Annotated in this window: 13 protein-coding genes; 1 reads left to right on the forward strand and 12 read right to left on the reverse strand. The window is 62.5% G+C overall.

Annotation, left to right across the window (positions count from 1 at the left end; genetic code table 11):
• Nucleotides 1-93: 93 nt before the first annotated feature.
• From BF95_RS28250 to BF95_RS26395, 12 genes are all read right to left on the reverse strand, one after another.
• On the reverse strand, nt 94-468 hold the full coding sequence (locus BF95_RS28250; protein WP_200866946.1) for a hypothetical protein: 375 nt from the start codon (nt 466-468) through the stop codon (nt 94-96).
• Nucleotides 465-1,139, reverse strand: coding sequence for a response regulator transcription factor (locus BF95_RS12070; protein ID WP_043151647.1), 675 nt, complete (start codon nt 1,137-1,139; stop codon nt 465-467). The genes BF95_RS28250 and BF95_RS12070 overlap by 4 nt, the downstream gene beginning before the upstream one ends.
• 10 nt (nt 1,140-1,149) lie before the next feature.
• A complete protein-coding gene (locus BF95_RS12075) occupies nt 1,150-2,526 on the reverse strand; it encodes an efflux transporter outer membrane subunit (RefSeq protein WP_043151648.1) in 1,377 nt (458 codons plus the stop codon).
• The gene (locus tag BF95_RS12080; RefSeq protein ID WP_043151649.1) at nt 2,523-5,624 is read right to left on the reverse strand and encodes an efflux RND transporter permease subunit; all 3,102 of its coding nucleotides are present in this window, start codon (nt 5,622-5,624) and stop codon (nt 2,523-2,525) included. Before BF95_RS12080 ends, BF95_RS12075 begins: the two co-directional genes overlap by 4 nt.
• Nucleotides 5,624-6,619 carry an efflux RND transporter periplasmic adaptor subunit gene (locus BF95_RS12085; RefSeq protein ID WP_200866947.1) on the reverse strand — a complete coding sequence of 332 codons (996 nt, stop codon included), beginning with the start codon at nt 6,617-6,619 and terminating at the stop codon, nt 5,624-5,626. The genes BF95_RS12080 and BF95_RS12085 overlap by 1 nt, the downstream gene beginning before the upstream one ends.
• A gap of 392 nt (nt 6,620-7,011) precedes the next feature.
• A complete protein-coding gene (locus BF95_RS12090; protein ID WP_152542682.1) occupies nt 7,012-11,265 on the reverse strand; it encodes a hypothetical protein in 4,254 nt (1,417 codons plus the stop codon).
• A gap of 671 nt (nt 11,266-11,936) precedes the next feature.
• Nucleotides 11,937-12,182, reverse strand: a complete 246-nt coding sequence (locus BF95_RS12095; RefSeq protein WP_043151651.1) for a hypothetical protein — start codon at nt 12,180-12,182, stop codon at nt 11,937-11,939.
• 17 nt (nt 12,183-12,199) lie between these two features.
• Nucleotides 12,200-13,863 (reverse strand): IS66 family transposase gene (tnpC, locus tag BF95_RS31040; protein WP_200866948.1). Its coding sequence is split into 2 segments (ribosomal slippage): nt 12,200-12,864 and nt 12,864-13,863, totalling 1,665 coding nucleotides; the frame shifts between segments, so codons are not numbered across the junction.
• 71 nt (nt 13,864-13,934) lie between these two features.
• On the reverse strand, nt 13,935-14,276 hold the full coding sequence (gene tnpB / locus BF95_RS12105; protein ID WP_031286377.1) for an IS66 family insertion sequence element accessory protein TnpB: 342 nt from the start codon (nt 14,274-14,276) through the stop codon (nt 13,935-13,937).
• The gene (tnpA, locus tag BF95_RS12110; protein WP_043151652.1) at nt 14,273-14,620 is read right to left on the reverse strand and encodes an IS66-like element accessory protein TnpA; all 348 of its coding nucleotides are present in this window, start codon (nt 14,618-14,620) and stop codon (nt 14,273-14,275) included. Before tnpA ends, tnpB begins: the two co-directional genes overlap by 4 nt.
• Before the next feature lie 493 nt (nt 14,621-15,113).
• A protein-coding gene (locus tag BF95_RS27375; protein WP_200866949.1) for an IS5 family transposase occupies nt 15,114-15,895 on the reverse strand; the annotation gives its coding sequence in 2 pieces (ribosomal slippage) (nt 15,114-15,571 and nt 15,571-15,895; 783 coding nt in all).
• A 459-nt stretch (nt 15,896-16,354) separates the two neighbouring features.
• The gene (locus BF95_RS26395; RefSeq protein ID WP_043151667.1) at nt 16,355-17,137 is read right to left on the reverse strand and encodes a tyrosine-protein phosphatase; all 783 of its coding nucleotides are present in this window, start codon (nt 17,135-17,137) and stop codon (nt 16,355-16,357) included.
• A gap of 278 nt (nt 17,138-17,415) precedes the next feature.
• Here BF95_RS26395 and BF95_RS26400 point away from each other — a divergent pair.
• Nucleotides 17,416-17,652: transposase (locus BF95_RS26400; protein WP_200866950.1), on the forward strand; the 237-nt coding region annotated here is incomplete at its 3' end.

The following is a 17,652-nucleotide window of genomic DNA, read 5'->3' on the forward strand; positions in this document are numbered from 1 at the left end:
CCGCGAACAGCTTGAGCAGCGTCGCATCCATCTCGTCAATCACTTCGCGATCGGCCGCGACGACCAACCGGCTGTTGTCAGGCAATCGGGTGGTCAGGGCCTGTGCGATCCGGTGTTCGCCGTCCCGCCGGTAATGCAGAAATTCCAGATAACCCGCACGGTAGGGGCGGTCGCGTCGAGCGACCCCGCGACACGGCGACCCACTGGGTCGACCAGCAGGTATTCCAGACTGGCGGTGCTTCGCGCCGCCTCGCGCCGACGAATTGCCATCGCAACGCCCGTAGGACCGTCGTCGCCTTCGTCGATCAGCGCGCGGGTTTCGATCGCGACCCGGTGATCGAGCTGGATCTCGAGCGCTTCATGCGTCACCTCATAGGCGACGACCCCGATGATAAGCGTCCCCAGCGCGAAGAGGGACGCGACGAGGGCGACAAGCCCGAAGGTGGATCGCCACGGGCGGGTCATCACGCGCCGCGGATCATGTAGCCAGCACCGCGCACGGTCTCGATCGCATCATCGTCGAACCCGGCGTTGAGCTTGGAGCGCAGGCGGCTTAAGTGCGTCTCGACGATGTTCGTCTTGGGGTCGAAATCGAAATCCCAGACCCGCTCCAGCAGCATCGTTCGCGTCATGACCCGGCGAGGATTGCGCATCAGCTCGGCGAGCAACGCGAACTCGCGCGGTTGCAGCACGATCCTACGGCCGTCGCGGGTAACGAAGCGTCGATGAAGATCCAGTTCGATCCCACCAATTACAAGCACGCTCGCCTCGGTCTGGGCAGCCGGACGCCGCCCGAGCGCATGAACACGCGCGGCAAGCTCGGAAAAGGCGAACGGCTTGACCAGATAATCGTCGGCACCGCCTTCCAGTCCTTCGACGCGATCAGCGATGCCACCCACGGCGGTGAGCATGAGGGCCGGTGTCATGTTGCCCGCCGCACGCAGCGCCTTGATAAGTGACAGTCCATCCAGACCAGGCAGCATCCGATCGACGATCAGCGCGTCGAATTGGTCCCCAGTCGCCTGAAACAGCCCGTCGCGACCATCGGTGCTGGTGACGACATGATGTCCCAATTCCGCAAGCCCGCGGGCCACGAAGCGGTTCGTCTCGTTATCATCTTCTACGATCAGGATTCGCATGGCTGCCCTTCTAGCCCGCCGGACCGTTCGTCTGCCATCCCCCACCCAGCGCCCGGAATAGCGCGACCTGGGATTGCGCCACGGTGAGATCGGACTGTGTTTGAGCGAGCGCGGCTTGCGCCCGCGCCCGCTCGGCATCGAACTGGATCAGCGAGGCGGCATCCCCAAGCCGAACACGGGCGGCTGCACGGCGGGCGTAAAGCGTAGATTGGATCCGCGCGGCATCGAGCGCGCGATTGCGGCGCACCTCGCCATCATAGACGGCGAGCGCGGTTTCGACTTCGCGCAATGCCCGCAATACCGCCACATCCCAGCCGGCGAGCGCCGCGCGTTCTGTTGCGCGGGCCTGTTCCAGTCGTGCTCGCGCTGGGGCCTGATTGGGGAAGGCCCAGCTTATCAGCGGTGAAGCCGTCGCGACGAAGCCACCCGTCAACAGCCCGACTGCACCACCCAGGTTCACGCGCGGGTAGAGATCGGCATGGGCGACCCCGATCCGCGCCGCGGCAGCGGCGAGGCGGCGTTCGGCTTCGCGAATATCGGGGCGACGCAGCAGTAGCGCCTGTCCTTCGCCCACGGGCACCGCCGCGCGGAGCTTCGGGGGCGCATTGCAGGCGATGTCGAACCCGCGCGCTTCAGCGGGGGGGCGGCCCTGCAAGGTTGCGATCCGGTACAGGGCATTCGCGCGCGCCGCCTCGAACGGGGCCAGCGTGGCGCGGGTGGATTCCAGCAGGCTGGCGGCCTGCGAGACTTCGAGCGGCGATACTTCGCCAGCGGCAAGCTGGTCACGTACCACGCCAACCGAGCGTTCCTGAACCGCGACAATCTCGCGCGAGACATTCGCCGCACGGGTCGCACCGCACAGATCGACATAGGCGAGCACCGTATCCGCCACGACCGCGACGCGCAGGGAGTCCAGCGCCGCAGCCTGAGCGTCAGCATCGGCCCCCGCCGCCAGCGTGCCCGAGCGCAGGCGGCCGAACAGGTCGATGTCCCAACTTGCGGTCAGGGCGAGATCGTAGTCGGTGGTCGGCACGTTCGATGACGCGCTTGGCTGCGTCGCGCTGTTGTCGATCGTGCCCGCGCTTTCGATCGTGGTTTGCGGCAGCCGCGCGGCGCGCGCCTGCCGCAGTGCCGCGCGCGCGCCGTCGAGATTGGCATAGGCGACGCGCAGATCGGCATTGGCGGCGAGGCTTGCCTGGACCAGTCGATCAAGCGCCGGATCGTCGTACAGCCGCCACCAGTCATTCGGGACCGGGCCGATCGCCGCGGTCGGAAGGTTTGCGAAAGCACCTGTGGCGGACGCGGGTGGGATCGTCGGCGGGGGCAGAGGCGCAGACATGCACCCCGCGACCGCGAGCGCGGCGATCGGAGCAAACCGGCGGATCATGCGGGAACTCCGGCAAGTGGGGCATCGGGCGCGGGCTTCTCCCGTCCGAAGCGCGCGTATAGCGCGGGCATCAGGAACAGGTTGAGCACGGTCGAGGAGACAAGTCCGCCCAGGATGACGATCGCCATCGGATGCTCGATTTCATGGCCCGGCGCGTTGCCGGCGACGATCAGCGGCAGCAGCGCCAGACCGGCGCACGCCGCGGTCATCAGGATCGGCACCAGTCGTTCCTCCGCGCCGCGCAGGATCAGACGCGGGCCGAAGTCCTCGCCCTCGAACCGGCGGAGATGATCGTAGTGCGACAGCAGCATGATGCCGTTGCGCGCCGAAATGCCGATGACCGTCACGAACCCGACCAGCGAGCCGAGCGACAGCACGCCACCCGTCAGCGCCACGCCGACTACCCCGCCGACCAGCGCGAACGGCAGGCTGGTCGCTACCAGCGCGGTGATCCGCGCCGAGCGGAACTCCAGCCAGACCAGCAGCAGGACGCCGAGCAGGCAGAGCAGCCCCGTCGTCCAGAGCCGCTGGCGTGAATCACGCAGCGCCGCGTATTCGCCCAGCACCTGGGGATGGTATCCGGTCGCGAACGGCATCTGACCCACAGCCGTTTCGACAGCGCGCGCGACCGTGCCGAGGTCCGCACCGGCGACATTGAGCGTGACGTCGATCCGGCGCTCACCGTTCTCGCGCTTGATCTCGTTCGGGGCAGGCATGATGCGAATATCGGCCACGTCGCGCAACCGTACCGGCGCGCCCGCGGGCGTCTGGATCATCATGTCGGCAAGCGCATGGACATCGCCGCGCACCTTCGGTTCGCCCCACAGCGCCACGTCGAACGCTTTTTGGTCGCGGTAGATTTCGCCGACCTTCTGCCCGGCGACCAAGGTTTGCGCTTGTCGCCGTACTTCGCCCGCGGTGAGGCCCAGCGTGGCGAGATCGCCAGGCCGGGGACGGACCTGGATTTGCGGCACCAGAACCTGTTGCTCGACTTTGAGATCGGCAACCCCGTCGATCGCCGCCACTTTGGCGCGGACACGTTCGGCCGCGGCACGAAGCTCGATCTGATCGGGACCGAAGATGCGGACGACCACCGTCGCGCCTGCGCCGCTCAGTACTTCCTTGATGCGCTCGCGCAGATAGGTGAGCACGTCGCGGTAGAGGCCGGGATAGCCGTCGATCACTTCCTTGATGCGCGCGACGCTGGCATCATAATCGACATTCTCGTCCAGGCTGATCCACAGCTCGGTGAAGTTCGGGCCGACCACTTCATCTGCGGCCTCCGCACGGCCGATATGTGCGCCGAAGTTGCGCACGCCAGGAATCGCGCGCAGCTCCTTGGAGGCACGGATCGTGATCCGGTCCATCGCCTCGATCGACGTGCCGGGCTTCTCGACGAAGTGCATCAGGAAGTCGGTTTCGCGGAAATCGGGCAGGAATTGGTCCTTGAACCCGGCATAGCCGACGCCTGCCAGCAGCAGGCCGCCCGCGACGATCCCCATCGCCAGCGCCGGTCGCGCCACCATCCGCGGCAGCACCCCGGCGTAGCGGCGTTTCAGCGCCCCGACGAGCCGCGTGTCACGCTCTGCCTTGAGGGGCGCGTTCGGCAGCAGGAACAGGCACATCGCCGGCGTCACCACCAGCGCGACCAGCAGCGACGCGGCGATCGCCAGCACATAGGCGATGGCGAGCGGTTGGAAGAACGTGCCCGCCACCCCGCCCAGGAAGAAGATCGGCAGGAACACCAGCATCACGATCAGCGACGCGAACACCACCGCCGATCGCACTTCCAGCGAGGCGGACAGCACCACGTCGAAGTTGGAGCGCGGGTTGCCCGCCTCGCGATTGAGCCTCAGTCGGCGCGCGATGTTCTCCACGTCGATGATAGCATCGTCGACCACTTCGCCGAGCGCGATGACCAGCCCCGCGATCACCATCGTGTTGATGGTGGCAGCGCTCCATAGCAACACCAGCCCCGCGCCGAGCAGCGACAGCGGGATGGCGACCAGGCTGATCGTCGCCTGCCGCCAATCGCGGGTAAAGACGAACAGCACCACGGCCACGAGCAGGCAGCCGATCGCGAGCGCGCGCGTCAGATTGTCGATCGAGCGTTCGATGAAGGTCGCAGGGCGGAAGATCGTCGTATCGACCTTCACGTCGCGCAGGCCCGGCTTCAGCTCACCGATCGCGGCCTCCACGTCTCGGGTAAGCTGGAGGGTGTTGCCGGTCGGTTGCTTCTCGACGATCAGCATCAGGCCGGGCCCGTCGTCGATGATCGCATTGCCGATCGGCGCGGCGAAGCCGTCGACCACGCGGGCGACGTCGCCGATGCGGACCGCCGCTTCGCCGCTCTGCTTGATGACCGCATGTGCAAGATCGGCCGAGGACTGGATCGCGCTCGTCTGCTGCACGGCGAGCCGCTGGGTTGCCGTATCGACAAAGCCGCCCCCACCGACCAGCACCGCATCGCCGGCCGCGGTGCGCAGTTCGGCGAGCGTCACGCCGGCCGCGCGCAGCCGGTCGGGATCGACCAAAACCTGCAATTGGCGGTCGCGCAGACCCCAGATTGCGACGTTTGCGACGCCCGGCACCGCCATCAGGCGCGGCCGGATCGTCCATCGCGCCAGTTCGGAGAGTTGCATCTGATCGAGCTTTGCCGACGATATGCCGATCTTCATCGCCCGACTGGTTGACGACAGTGGCGGCAGCATCACCGGGGGACGCGCCGCGGCGGGCAACCGCGCCTGCACCTGTGTCACCCGCTCCTGGACGAGCTGGCGGGCGCGGATCACATCGGTGCCGCGATCGAACAGGATCGATACCGACGACAGGCCCAGCACGGACTTGGACCGTAGCGTCATCAGATCGGGGACGCCGTTGACCGCCGTTTCGATCGGTACGGTAATCAGGCTTTCCACCTCTTCGGTCGAAAGACCAGGCGCTTCGGTCTGGATCTCGACCATAGGCGGTGCGAACTCGGGAAACACGTCGAGCGGCACATCGCCGGTCGCGCGTAGCCCAAGGACGACCAGCAGCGCAGCGAGCGCGAGGACGAGAACGCGCTGGGTCAGCGCGGCACGGACCAGCCAGGCGAGCATCAGTGCGGCGTCCCGAACTCGGTCCCGAACAGCTCGGCCGCCCCGTCCGTCACGACTTCGGCACCGCGCTCCAGGCCCCGCGACAACAGCGCACGGCCGTCCGCGACGCTCGCGACCTCAATCCGCTGCCGGACATAGGTGTCGGGCGCAGTCTTCCGGTACACCCATTCGCCGCCATAGATGTCGCGGACGATCGCTGCGGTCGGGACCGACAGTCCATCCGCCCTCCCGCCAAGCGGCAACGCCACGGAGACGCGCTGGCCGACGCGGTAGGCACGGTCGCGATTATCGAGCGCGAAGAACAGATCGACGGTGCCCGCGACTGCATTGGCCGAGGGTGGGGCCTGGACCGGGCGCGCAGCGCGCGGAGCGGCGCGATTGTCGCCGAGGGGGCGAACCGTAGCGGTGCGACCGCGTTCGATGGCGCTCACGTCGGTGCCGAACACAGGCACCCGCACCCACAGCGTCGAGAGATTGCCCATAGACGCGATCGAGGGACCGAGCAGCCCGCGTTGCGCGCGGGCCGCATCCAGTGCTGCCCGCGCGGTGGCAAGTGCCGCCGCGGCTTCGTCGCGCCCTCGCACGCTGCCCGCCTCCTCGCGCACCAAGGCGTCGGCGCGGTTATAGGCAATGACGGCGAGCCGCACTTGCGCTTGCGCCCGCGCGACCTCGCCTTCGGCCGCAACCTGACTGACCCCAATTTGAGCGAGGTTGCTCGTAGATCCCGTTGGCACACCGGCCCCGCCGGTTGCCGGCACGACGACCTCCCCGCTCGTCTCGCGGACTTGCGCGGCCGAGCCATCGCCAATTCTTACCGTTCGGATGCCGAGACGCTGTTGCGCTTGCGTTGTGAGGGTGAGCTTCAGCAGATCGCTTTCGTGAGCGACCGCCTCCGCTTTCGCCGGGGGAGCCGGGGGAGCCGGATCACCGCCGCAGCCCGTCAGGACCGCCAGCAGGGGCAATGTGGCGATCGAAAGGTATCGGATAGGCGTCATGCCACGACGGTAGCAGCCTCATGTTGGCGGCAGCTTGGGGCGACTATACAAAATCCCAATGTTCGGCAGGAAGCGATGAGCTGGTGTCACAACCGGTCGGTTGTGACACTGCAGAACCTACCACGGTCGTCCAAGGGTTTGCGTGTGTCAGAACCCCGGTTCAGAATATCCGCTCCCGAGATCGGAAACGTGCCTCGCCTATGACTGCCTTTGGGTCGGAAGCTGCCGAAAGACTGAACCGCCGCGAACGGCCGGTTTGTCCCACGAAGCGGCGTTCCGCTTCCGGCAACACGCGACCAGCTCAAGACATTCAGCGTCGTTGATGTGAGCGGCGGCTCCGTTCGCCGGCACAACAGGGTAATTGCTGATGTCAAAACGGCTAGGGGGCACTCTCAGTCCGGCCGCGACCAATGCCGTATCTGTGGCGATCCCTCCCGTACCCAGAGAACCCCGTTGTATCGCACACGAACGTCGGATCTGCGCTTACCGCTGCCTGTCCGTCCGATACGTTCGCCGATCACGGTCCAGACAGGTTCGACCTCGTGCTTGCGCGCCATCTCCAACAAGGCGTCGCGGCGGACCAGAACATGGCTATTGTGGTCATCGCTGCCGCTGACGATCACCGGCAGGCCGTCACCGTTTACAAAGACGCCGGCATTTTCGATGTCGGGACGCAAACCGAGCGCTCCAATCAGCCATGCGATCGGGACCTGCCGTGAGAAGCCGTTAGCGAGGCTCTCGTCGAGATGGCTTTCCCATTGAAACCCGATTGTTGGCTTGATCACTCGGTAGCATCGATCGTCGTCCGGTCCGCGTGCCCGCAGCGTGGACCATGGCTTGGCCGGCCACGTCGATCGCCGGCCAAGCTCGCCGATAAAGGGGCCATCCGTGAGATTACCGGGCAGCCATTCGTGAAAATCGTCCGTGTGGCGCTCGGTTTCGTCGATAAACCGCTCGCGCGTGGCGGGCGGCATCAGCAGCATGGCAATGAAGTGGAAATCGCTCTGTTCCCAGGGCACATCCCACACCCCTTTCCCGCGCGGGCCATCGATGTCGTGTGAGGAATAGCGGTAGAGCGCGAGCCATTCGTCGCTCCCCAGATCAGATCCTAACCCCAGTTTCAGACGATCTGCTGGAAGATCGGCATCGAATACCCATGCCTTGCGTTCGGCGGGCGGAAGATCGGGGCAGCGCAGAAGCGGGACGCTTGGTACGCCCGAGATAGCGGCTGCTTCCTTGTCGGCCGGCAGAACCGAAGGCTCGATGTCGCGAACGAACTCAACATCGAGCGGATCGTCATAGATCTTCGCGGGCTCGCCCCAGTCGGGCTTCAGCCAATTATTGTCCGCGAGCCTCGCCAGCAATTCCATCATTGCGATGCGCTGATACTTCTTGCCGATCCGTTCTACGCGGCCTCGATCTCCCTGCCGCTCACCGAACGTGTTGTCTCGCGGGAATGCCGTCTCGGTCCAGCCCAGTGCCATGGCGCGATTGGCGACCCAAAGCTTGGCGCGATGTGCGTCCACTTCCTTGCCGACGCCCTTGCCCGGGACGATCCAGACGTGGTCCGATTCGTTTGCCGCCCAGCGTTTTGCGTCGGTCGCGAACCGCCGCGCCTGCGCTGGTGTCAGCAACGCTATAAGTGCAGCTTCCGCGGCTCGTACGCGCCTGCGGTCGGCAGCGGGGATCGTCATCTTGAAGGTATCAGCATCAAACGACATGCGCTTTCGTCGATGGGCATTCCGAAGCGCCTTGAACGCAGCAGCGATGTCAGGGCGCCCTTGCGATACGTCGTCGAGAAAGGCTCTGCCGGTTTCGGAAGACGTCAGCGGCCGCGGTCCAGCGCGTGGCGCGGCCGCGAAGCGTTCAACCCGGTACTGGAGCGTGTAGCGGCCAAAATCCGCAAGGCCCTTGTAGCAGGAGCGCAGGATCGAATCGGCGCCGATCCGCTTCGCGCGCGCCTCCACGCGCGCCTCCGTGAAGTTGAAGACCGCCGCCGTGGCGCCATAGGGCGGGCGGCATCGAACGAGTTCGATCCTGGCGTCCAATGTGCCAGCAGCATTCGCCAATTCGACGACGCCGCGAGCATAATCGCGCGCGACGATATGGACCGGGACTTGGTCACCCGCGAAGGCGTGCGTCCAAGCGGTCACGGCATGCGCTTCGAGACGGGTTGGATCGAGTGCGCGGAGGCTCGCCCCGTACAGCGCGCCGAACATCCGCTCGATGACATACGGATCGTCACACCCGGCAAAGCGAATGAACAGCGGCTCGACCAGCGATGGCCGTTCCATGAAGACGCGGATCATCGCCTTCGTCGCGTTATCGCGAATGTTCGCGCTGGTCGAGGTAAAGGCCCATGCCAGTATGACGAGCGCCAGCCTCAGCGTCTCATCCTCAGCGCGTGCTATCCCTGGGCTCAGGCACCAATTGATCAACTTTGACAGCGGGTGCCCGGCATCGTGGTGCGCCGCATTGATGCGGCGGGTCCAGAACGCATCTCGGTCAGCAAGCTGGCGCGGTTGAAGGTTGCGATCGAGAAGGTCCGCATTCCATGGGTGCTGCTCGACCACGGCCAATTCTATCAGCAATGCGACGATATCCTCGTCATCGCGGTCGAGCCGGTTGAGCAGCTCGCGTGTCCGAGCGGTGAATGCGCCCACGGCGCGCCAGCGCACGCTGTCAACAAACGCATCCTGGACCGGCCACTGGTCCCACCAAGCATCGTAGCCGCCGGGAAGGGTGTCGACGAGCTCGACCTTGTAGCGATCGGCGAAGTGCAGGGTCAGCGCGTAGAACAGGCCACGCCATTCCCACTGAACGCCGTGCTTTCCCAGAACGAAGGCGAGGGATCCTGCGGAATCGAACAGGCCGGTTGGATCGGAGATGTTCTGCAGCAGCGAATTTGCGACTAGGTGGTCCTGGAACCGCTGGAAAGAGAAGCGGACGACATCGTCCTGATCCGAGAGAGGATCGTTGCGATCGTGCGCAGGATTGGGATCGTACCGAAGCAGGCCGCGGAAACGCAGCAGCTCGAGCCATGTCTTCCCAGGCGGTGACGCGAAGCCCTGAAAGGCTTGTTCGACGATTCCGTGCGCCTCAGTCCGGCTTGCATAGTCCTGCCGGTGCTTCGCCATCTCCGCAGCGAGGCTAAGCAGCGCTCGCCGCACTGGTCCTATGAGTGTGTCGGCGCCGTCATAGGCCGTCCCCAGATGGCGTCCGGTGGCGTCGAGGAAGAAACTCAGGACCTCGCTGGTCCCGCGCATCCCGCGTGGGAACGTTGTCCGCCCATCGCGCTCGATTGCAAGGCATGCCGTGCGCAGGAACAGCGGATTGGAGAATTCCGGATTGAGCCAGGGCGTAGCCGGCCGCACGATTCCGCGGCGATCCATATAGACCTTGGCAGCCGCCTCGATCTCTTCCGGAGACTCGAACCCGGCGACTTCGGCCCGCGTGGCCATCGCTTCCACCGCCGGCGTGATGAGGTAATCCACATATTCCCGCCGGCACGAGATGCACAAGGTAAGCTGCGGTTGGGCGAGGATACGTTGCGCGATTCCGTGAAGCGCGCCCCGCCAGAGCTGGACGCCGGCCCCTTCATTGACGGCGTCGATGGCAATTAGTGCCCGCTTGCCGACAGCCTCGGCGCGTGCGTTCAAAGCGCCTAGCAATTGGTCGAACTTGTTCGCGCCAAGCTCGAAATGCGCAATCATCTGATTGCCGATTGTACCGTGCAGCGAGAAATCGGTGCCGAGAAGAAAAAGGGCCGGCGCGCCGTCGGCGAGCGCACGCTCGACTTGCGAGGCAATGAGGTGGGATTTGCCTGATCCTGCCCGTCCATCGAGCAGCGCAAACCGGCGCTGGTCGCTCAGGCTTCCGATGGAATCGATGGCTTCGAGAAAATCGCCCAGCGCCGATTGCAGGTCGCGCAGCGTATCCACCAGATAATCTAGGCCAGTTCGCTCGCGATCCTCCGCCGGCGTCAGCGGGCCGGCCGTCTTGGGTCGCTTGGCTTTTGCCTCTCGCGAGAATTCGCTGATCGACTGGATCGCATCGAAGACCCGCTGGCGCAGATCAAGCGCCTGATCGCGCCATGCTGGATAGTCGAACGGCGCATCGCTCGACGACCCGAGGATAACCGTGGCTGCGTCGAACTGGCGGACTTTGCCGGCGATCTCTCCAAGTTTGAGCTTGTCTGCGGGCGGCAAGGTCTGCGGGGCCGAACCGAGTTGCGCTTTCTCGAGCACAGCGGCGCGAACAGCCTCGAGCAGGGTGCGAAACCGGGGATTGCGAAGCAAGCCGTCAAATACCGCCGCGGTCGACACATCGACATTGTCCTCGGGATGATATCGCTCTTCTAGCGCGGCGACGGTGCGCTGGCACTGGGCTGCGAGCCATGACGGCGACAACTCGATCCCGCCGAACCAATAATCGACCAAGCCGATTGTTTCAGGGCGGGTGAGCAATTCCTCAAGGTCCGACGCGGTCCAAGGTTCGAACAGGACGGTTCTGCCCAGCGCCGAAGCGGCAGCTTCCCACTTCGCCTTGTGTTGGTCCCAAGCATCCCAGCCATTGGCCTGTGGCTTGCCGCTCTTCGTTGTCCGTTGCGTGCGCCCCGTCAGCACACACGCGATCGCGATCGTCATCGTGCTCAACTTGGGATGAGTAGCCAGCGCCGTGGCTACCGATTTGTCGACCGCGCCCCAATCAACATCACTGGATTTCGTATAGAATTTGGCTTGATACCCATGTTCGCTGCCATCGGCGAGTTGCCAGACGGCCTCGACCCCGCCATCGCCACCCGCACCATGAATCCTACGAAATTCGACAGACCCCATACTCGGAATGCGCCGCGCGATCTGGCAAACTAGTTCTTCGAAGGTCTCGCGCTGCCCGGCAACGCCAGCGACAATCTTGGTAAAGTCCACCATCAGGCGGATGTCGTACCAGTTGAGGTTGTGTTGCCGCAATAGAGCAAGATTTCCTCCGACAAGGTGAAAGCTCGATATTTGTCAGGACAATCGGTGGATATCGTCCACACTGAGGGGCCGTTGCCGGCGACGACATCGCATGACGAGGGTCTGCTTTGCAAATTAGGCCGCCCGAGACCTGCTAGTCTGCTCCGGCCCAGTTTCAGTCGTAACGCGACGCCGCACGAACAGGAGCCGAACGTCGGCTTCCGACAAGAACTGACGCTCAACCTGCGGCATCGGAACGACGGGTTTGTCCCAAGTGAAGTCGACCCTTTCCCGTTCGAGATCGGTACGCATCCGGCGAGGACCGCAGCTACTGACGGTTCGCTGCGGGATTTGGCATCTTACTTGCCGAGGAAGGCCTCGACGCCTTCTTGAGCGAGCACATCGCGGAATGCAGCATCGGCATCGCGGTCGGTGGGGAATAGATTGTCCCAGACCGTCGAGGTGCCGTGCTCGTTGACGACCTCGAGGGACCAACCGCGTTCGGTGGCGATCCGCACGATGTTGATGGTCAGCCGTACGCCCGCCTGTTCGATGGACCGGCARAGAGAGGATTCAATSAGTTCGGGTTGCGGGCCAAATTCCATGCCGTGATGCTATGAGATCACGGCTCCAGCTTCAACGCTGTTGGTTTCCAATTCCATGGGAGTAGMTCGCCAAGCCGATTAGCCGGATGACCGGCGATGCGGGCGAGGACGTCAGCGAGCCAAGCCTGGGGATCGACGTCGTTGAGGCGACAGCTCTGAATGAGTGAAAACATGATGGCGGCGCGCTGACCGCCGCGATCGGAGCCGCAAAATAGCCATGCTTTCCGCCCGAGTGGCACACAGCGCAGCGCCCGTTCCGCTGCGTTGTTCGTGAGGCATACCCTSCCATCGATGAGGAAGCGGGTGAAGGCGTCCCAGCGCCGGAGCATATAGTTGATGGCCTTGGCGAGATCATGGTTACGCGACAGCTTGGCGAGTTGGGCGTTCAACCAGTCGTGCAGTTCGGCGATCAGCGGCGCGCTCAACTCCTGACGTGCGGCAAGCCGCTCCGCTGGTGTCTTGCCGTTGATACCGCGCTCAACGTCGAACAGGGCGTCCAGCTTCTGCACCGCCTCCAGCGCAATCGGATAGATGGGGCCAGTCCGTTCGCCGCGGCTCTTCTTGCGCGCAGCGCCCTCGACGTCAGCAAGTTCGAAGAACTTCCTGCGCGCGTGAGCAAAGCATCCTGCCTCCAGGATGAGACCAGGCTGGCGGTCGGGAGCGTACAGCTCGAAATAGCCGCATAGGCATCTGCCTGCAGAATCCCGGACCAGGACGCGAGATGCGCCTGGGGATGTTCGCCGCGCCGGTCGCGCGAATAATAGAAAACGACCGCCGGCGGATCGGCGCCGCCGAATGGGCGGTCATCCCGGACATAATCCCATAATCGACCGGTATCGGTCTTGCCCTTGGCCATGACCGGCACGGTGGTGTCGTCGCCATGCACACGTTCGGCGGCAAAGACATAGGCCTCGATCAATCGGAAGATGGGCATCAGGGCGAAGGAAGCTGCACCGACCTGATCGGCAAGCGTGGAGACGCTCAGCGGCACGCCTTCGCGGGTGAACCGCTCCGCCTGGCGGTTGAGAGGCTGGTGCTGGCCATACTTCTCGAACAGCAGCATGGCGAGGAAGCTTGGGCCTGCCCAGCCACGCGGCACGACATGGAATGGCGCGGGCGGCTGCGTGATCTTCTCGCAGTCACGGCAGGAGAACTTCTCGCGTACGGTCTGGATGACCTTCCAGGTACGCGGGATCACCTCCAGCGTCTCGGTTACATCCTCGCCCAGCTTCGACAGGCGCATGCCGCCACAGGCCGGACAGGAACAGGGCGCCGGAACGACGACGCGGTCGCGGGGCAAATGGTCGGGGAACGGCTTTCTGACCGGCCTCTTGCGCTCGAAGGCGGTGACGTTCGTCGCCTTTGTCGCGGCGGTCTCGGCGGCCAGATCGTCTTCGGCGGCGTCGGCCTCCAAATCTTCGAGCTCAAACTCCATCTGCGCAAGAAGCCGGCGGGTGCGTTCGGCGCTGGGGCCGTATTGCTCGCGCCTGAGCTTGGCGATCTGCAACTTGTAGTGCGAGATCAATGCCTCGGTGGCGCTCTCCCGGGCACGGGCATTGGCCAGTTCGGCCTCGGCGCTGGTGGCGCGCTGTTCGGCCGCATCGGCGCGTTGCGTGCTGAGCCGGACCAGCGCCTTGAGCACTTCAATGTCGTCAGGCAGGGGCGAAACGGCGGCGTCCACAACCAGGATGGAATCACAGAAAACCGCCCGGTTAAAGCGGAAAATGCGGCCTCGACGAAGAAAATCTGCGCCTATCCCGCGCTCTGCGGGCGCCAGCTATATTGCGGGTTCCGCCAGTCCACGCCGTCGAGCAAACAGGCCAGCTGTGAGCTCGTCAGCGACACTACGCCGTCCTTCGCGGAGGGCCAAATAAACTTCCCTCGTTCCAACCGCTTCGAATAAAGCGACATCCCGAGACCGTCGTGCCAGATTATCTTCACCAGCGACCCGTTACGCCCGCGAAAGACCCAAAGATCGCCGGCAAATGGGTCTCGCGAAAAACTCTGCTGTACCATCGCCGCGAGGCTCTGCATGCCGCGACGCATATCGGTATGGCCCATTGCGATCCACACCCGTGCGCCTGCTGGGATCATCGCAAGGCCTTCAGCGCCGCCGACACCAATGCAGGTGATGCCGCAGCTGATACGTTCACGCGTCCCTTGGCGCCGAGATCGATGATGATCACCGGCATCCCGGCCTGTTGCCCGCCTTGCTGGGTGCCATCGTCTACCACCGCCTCGGCGAACTCGGTCAGGGCGGGCGGTTGTCGCAGCTTGCTGCGCCATGTGTAGATCCGCGCCGTGGAAATGTCGTGCCGTCGCGCCACGGCCGAAACGCTGGATCCCGGCGCAAAGGCTTCCGCCAAAATCTGCAGCCGTTCCTCGTCGCTCCAACGCCGCCGCCGTTCCGGCCCGGTCATTACCGTTATGTGCCCCATGAACCGCTCCTAAGCCTACTCTCGAGAGCATGCTTAAGAGCAGTCCACTACCTCACGACAAGGCGGGCGCCGCCGGATGGATACGGGGTTGTGAAGTGGTTTGGACGCCAAAAAGCCCGCCTTGTTGGGGCGGGCGCATGTAATTTGTGTTGGTTGCGGGAGGGCGATACAACCGAGAGCGACATTCAATTTCTCTCAGGATCTGAATGAGATTTTTGTTTTTATGAATATTATTCATTACTTTTTTATATATAAATATATGTACTCGCACAGCTTATGGCATAGTAGTTATATCGTATCCACTCTGTCTTTAGCTTTGCCAGTGTAGTGACAGCGACCTCTGTCATGGCAAATTGATTATGCTGTTAAACCCCCTTCACTATAGTCACATCTTTCGGTTTTAAAAGCACTTATATCGTTATCTACCAAACCTGCAGCAAGCTACATGTCACAATGAAGTGTTGCAACTACGCCGGCAGGTTAGCGTTGCACCCTAGGCGGCGTGGACAAATTTGAGCCAGTATCTGGCGGTGGCTATATGGACCATTCCGAGGAAGCTGTTGGCCAGTTGATCGTAGCGGGTGGCGATGGCGCGGTTGATCTTGAGCTGCCCGAACATGCGCTCAATGCGATTGCGCTGCTTGTAGAGCGCCCGATCATGCTCGATTTTCACGCGGCGGTTTGATCTGCCAGGGATGACGGCTTCGATATTCCGTTCGGCAAGGTCGGCACGGATCGTGTCAGCGTCGTAGCCTTTGTCGGCGAGCAAAGCCTTAGGTGGACGCTCGGGCAGGCCGATCAGGGCGTCATAGGCTTTGCAATCTGCGGCCTCGCCGATCGTCAGATGGAAGGCGAGCGGTCGGCCGAGGGCATCTGCCAGGCAGTGAAGCTTACTGGTGAACCCGCCCCGCGAGCGGCCAAGAGCGCGTCGATGAGTCCCCCTTTTCCGCCCGCTGCCGAAACATGGGCGCGGACTGTGGTGCTGTCGATGCTGTAGTGGCGGCTGTCCGCCATGACCTCGGCGAGCGTCACTGCCACGGTCTCCCAAACCCCTGCTTCGCTCCAGCGCCGGAACCGCCGATAGATGGTGTTCCAACTGCCATATTTTGGTGGCACGTCGCGCCATGGAGCGCCGCAGCGGAGCCGCCAGAGAATGCCGTTGATGATCGAACGATTCTGCTCGGGAGGTCTACCTCGGCCGCGGTTGTCAGGGTCAATGGGCAGCAGACCCTTGAGAACACGCCATTCTGCTTCGGTGAGATCGCCCCTGCTCAAACCTGCCTCCAAAAGCAGCCTTGAATCAATCCTCTTGGGCTACGTCAATCGCATCGACGTCCAAAATGCCATAAGGCGCATATACTATTCCTCCAAGGTGATGGACAGTTCGAGAGGGCTGTCGCTATCCGCAAAAATCGGCTGCCATCCTCAAATTCGATCACCACCTCTCCATCGCGGTGGCGCATGACACGGCGGACAACCTTGCCAACAGCATCGACGTAGCTCGTTCGCTCTCTTCTTCCAGCGTCATTCCCAATGGTAACAACCAGATCGCAGGAAAGCGATCCTGCTAACATCGAATTTGTCCACGCCGCCTAGCCCACAATCGCAGTTTTGATTTTTAAGCATCGCGCCATTATTTGCTACACACTGGCCACTTTTAGTCGCCAGCCCATGGCCTTGAATCACAAATCCAGCAGGGAAAATCCAAAACATTCAAACTTCAATTTTCATAATCTAAACAACAAATTTATTCATAAGATAATCTATTTGGCAATTATCAAATTTTAATATTTTGCGAAAATATTCTTCGATTGATTCATGCTGAATATATATAGATTTGAACATTTCATTGAGATATTGTTCTTCTACCGACAAACTTATGCTCAGGGTTTCTTCGCTCAGATCATCCCCTAGATGCGCGCGCACGCTATAGCCAAATGACGCGATGCGGTCGTTCAAATCCCCTGCCTCATTGGTTAGAAGATAGTCGGCGAATATATCGTCGATCTCCACCCCAATGATTTTGTGGAACAGCGCAACGGCTATACCCGTCCTGTCCTTTCCGGCGGCACAATGCACCAATGTCGCCCCATCAGTTTCGATCAACGCTGAAAAATAGAGACGAAGGCAATTAATTTGCTCTGGTTTAAAAGGACTGATTCTATAATATTCCAAGAGGCGCGCACGGACCATTTGCGGTGTGGCGGCAACGTCCATAATTGCCTCATGGGGTGGACGGGCATGAATATAGCTATCAGAAAATAGAATTTTTGCCCGACTGGAGACGCTGTAGCGATTGGGCTTTGCAACGCGCTCATCCAGACTGCGCAAATCGATCATAGCCTTGAGAGCCAAGTCGTCAACGAGTGCCAGGTCAGATGTGGTGGCTTGGGAATGTTCACCCGAACGAAAGAGCATGGCAGGTCTTAAACGGCCACCGCCTCGAACCGTATAGCCGCCATAATCTCGGAAATTATGAATGCGCTTTGTCGGCAATATATGCTTGTTCTGTGACATGCGGCTCATCTATGCGATTGCTGCGGCAGGGCGGTTCATACCCTGGCCGTGTTGCACTACCATCAATCGAATGAATGACCCACTCGACGTCCATAGCTTTTAGGGAATGCTGCCCGGCCAAGCGCATATGTACGCACGGCCAAGGGCAGCACATCCTCTCGCCTCACCTAGCCCGGAAAATTCACCTAGGGTTGGCGGATGTGGCATAACACTATGATTTAACGTATGATTTGGTTGCTAAAGCCGATCACCGTTATTTCTGGAGAGCGACACCCGCCATGGACGATCCTACGCTGCCCCTGGCCGGTTTGTCACCTGTTTCGGGCAAGCGTGTAGACGCCAGGTTCGACGGCGGCCAGCTCTCCTCAGATGGCGGTCTGGTGCTGCTGCGTGAAGTTGAGGAGCGCCTTGGTGTTGCTGATCGGCTTGCGGCCTGCATCAAGGATCCGCGCGCGCCCGATCGTATTACTCACAGCCTGGCCGACATGATCCGGTTTCGCCTGATGATGATCGCG

It is taken from the genome of Sphingobium sp. Ant17, assembly GCF_000588875.1.
GTDB lineage: Bacteria > Pseudomonadota > Alphaproteobacteria > Sphingomonadales > Sphingomonadaceae > Sphingobium.